Annotated in this window: 4 protein-coding genes and 1 tRNA gene; 1 reads left to right on the forward strand and 4 read right to left on the reverse strand. The window is 67.6% G+C overall.

The window, feature by feature from the left end; genetic code table 11:
• A partial coding sequence (locus tag CRP50_RS25860; protein WP_217992126.1) for a hypothetical protein occupies window positions 1-245 on the reverse strand: 245 nt, incomplete at its 3' end.
• A gap of 123 nt (window positions 246-368) precedes the next feature.
• Here CRP50_RS25860 and CRP50_RS24650 point away from each other — a divergent pair.
• Complete coding sequence (locus CRP50_RS24650; RefSeq protein ID WP_245913717.1) at window positions 369-611, forward strand: helix-turn-helix domain-containing protein; 243 nt, start codon at window positions 369-371, stop codon at window positions 609-611.
• A gap of 17 nt (window positions 612-628) precedes the next feature.
• Here CRP50_RS24650 and CRP50_RS24655 read toward each other — a convergent pair whose 3' ends face one another.
• The 3 genes from CRP50_RS24655 to CRP50_RS24665 form a co-directional block, all read right to left on the reverse strand.
• Entirely contained in the window at window positions 629-976 is a 348-nt protein-coding gene (locus tag CRP50_RS24655) for a hypothetical protein (RefSeq protein ID WP_097281846.1), read from the reverse strand.
• Entirely contained in the window at window positions 973-1824 is an 852-nt protein-coding gene (locus CRP50_RS24660; protein ID WP_176525348.1) for a helix-turn-helix domain-containing protein, read from the reverse strand. The genes CRP50_RS24655 and CRP50_RS24660 overlap by 4 nt, the downstream gene beginning before the upstream one ends.
• Before the next feature lie 366 nt (window positions 1825-2190).
• Window positions 2191-2267 (reverse strand) — tRNA-Met (locus CRP50_RS24665).
• Window positions 2268-2280 lie beyond the last annotated feature (13 nt).

The raw sequence follows: 2280 nt of genomic DNA on the forward strand, positions 1-2280 counted from the left end.
GGGGTGACCTCCGGCCGGGCTACGCCCGCCCTACGGTCACCCCATGCGGACATCCTAGTCGTCGGCAGAGCGGCCATCGTAATCGTCGCTGGATAGACCACCCAGCCGTAGCGGATGGGACGCCCGAGCACCGTCACCGGCTGGCCGACCTGGTAGGTGGCGGGGGCATCCGCCAGCGGCGCCACCGGCAGGCCGCGCGCCGCGCGGGCAGCCCGGAGATTGATGATGGTCGTACCGCCAGCCATGAACCTTGCTCCCTTACCCGTCGGGCGACTACTCTTGTTGCCCGTCCCCGTCGATGTGTGCACTGTACAAACATCGGGCGGGTACGTCAATACAGGATCAACGGATGTGGGTACAGAGTCAAAATGATTACGCGGCAGCAGGTCAAGATGGCGCGCGCGGCACTCGGCTGGGGAGTGCGTGAGCTGGCGGAGAAAGCCGGTGTCACTGCCAACACCGTCTCGCGGTTTGAGAACGGAGCCGACGCTTACGGCGAGACGCTTGGCAGAATTCAGAGGGCTCTTGAGACCGCCGGCATCGTATTCATCCCGGAGGGACAGCCCAGCCCCGACGGCGGCGCCGGCGTGCGCCTGAAGGCTGGAGCCTGAGGAGAGCGGGCGGATCATCAGCCTTCTATCCCGTCGTCAGCCTCGATCGTGACCTTCCAGCGCCGCCCGTCGACGACGACGGAGCGCAGCGCCTTTTCCTGTCGTCCCCTCGGCGCGCCCCTGGGCGCGGCGCTCTGGCGTGCCTGCCGAGCCGCCTCTGCCTCAGCGGCATCTAGCCCGTGAATCTGCGCGATCTCGGCCAGCGATAACGGCCGCTGTCCTCGGCTCACCAGCAGCGCCTGGTGCTCGCCGACGGTCAGCGTGTTGACCTGGAGGCCGGAACAGCGCCCGGCCTGAACGCCGTCGCGCGTCCACCTGGGCTGATCGACGACGGGTAGGATGGGGATTGGCGATCTGTCACTCATGATCCGCGCCCTCCGTCGACAAGGCGCCGTAGGCTGTGGCGAACCGTGTCGGCCAGCTTGGGATGGCGGAGCATGGAGCGCAGGTAGCCGGCGCGCCGCTTCACCTCCTGTCGTTCCATCACCACCACGGCGGCTGCCAGCGCCGCCCATCCGTGCCGGGCGAGGGCCTCCGTCCAGATCCCGCTGGACAGCCCCAGCTCACGCACGAAGACGCCCACGACCACCGTCAGCCGGTTCAGGGCCGGTGCCGGCGGTCGTGGGCGTTGAAGATCAATCAGGTCATGGGCAGACAACAGCCCCTGGAGCCGCGGCGAGGCGTGGAGCATGAGGCTCACCAGCTCCCCGACAGCGCTGGCGTCGGCGCCGGCCTCGGCGGGCTGTACAGAAGCCGAAGGCTTGGGAGTTCTACTGTAGGATTTCAGGAGGACAGATTTGTCCTCCCTGCCGGACTGCTCTTTCCGCCCATCCGGCCGCTCGGCGTCCGCTTGGCGCCGGGCATCCCTGCCCTCCTCCGCCACCCACGCGACGGCCTCGCGCAGGTCGGCCAGCCGCGCCGCCACGGGCGCCAGGTCTATCCCCGCCTGGGGGCGGCTGCGGCGGTTGCTGGCGGTGTAGCGGCGCACGATCCAGTGGTTGGCCTCCAGCAGGCTCAGCAGGCGCCGGATGCCGCGCTCGCAGGTACCCATCATGGCCGCCAACCGCGCATTGCTCGGCACCACCCGCAGGCGCCCGAGGCGCCACCGGTCGTCGCCGTGGACGTGCTCGACCAGCAGGGCAAGAAGATGCACCGCCGCCGGCGTCAGCGCCGGCGTCAGCACCTTCACGCCGCGCAGCACCAGGCCGGTCACCGCGGCCGTCGTGACGCCTGGCGCGGAGACACTGCGCGCCGTCGCTTCAAGTTCCGGGAAAGTCTCCGTCCGCCGCGCGATGCCGGCGGGACATGCGGTTGATTGCATGCATGTTTTCGGCCTTCAACCCAAGACAGGCTGACGCTTGACAACAGCCGTCCATCGCGTAGAATTGGCCCATCTAGAGAGTGTTGGGCGTGTTCCTACACGTCAGAGACCCCGCAGCGCCAACTGCGGGGTTTCGTCTTTTCTGGGTTAGGAAGTGAGCCGCCTCCTGAGTTGAGGCGTGCGACCCCTGAACAATTTCCGCTTGCGCGGAAACCCAGAAATCCTGTATTTCAACTTGTAGACAGGATGTCTGGGGGTTGGTTGCGGGGGCAGGATTTGAACCTGCGACCTTCAGGTTATGAGCCTGACGAGCTACCGGGCTGCTCCACCCCGCGGCAGGGTGTGGGG

The sequence above is a fragment of the Caenispirillum bisanense genome (assembly GCF_900230255.1).
In the GTDB taxonomy this organism is placed as follows: Bacteria; Pseudomonadota; Alphaproteobacteria; order Rhodospirillales; family Rhodospirillaceae; genus Caenispirillum; species Caenispirillum bisanense_A.

Excerpts from the sequence above, each read along its gene's own strand:
- CRP50_RS24650 (WP_245913717.1), top strand. The coding sequence starts at position 369 with ATGATTACGCGGCAGCAGGTCAAGATGGCGCGCGCGGCACTCGGCTGG.
- CRP50_RS24655 (WP_097281846.1), bottom strand. The coding sequence starts at position 976 with ATGAGTGACAGATCGCCAATCCCCATCCTACCCGTCGTCGATCAGCCC.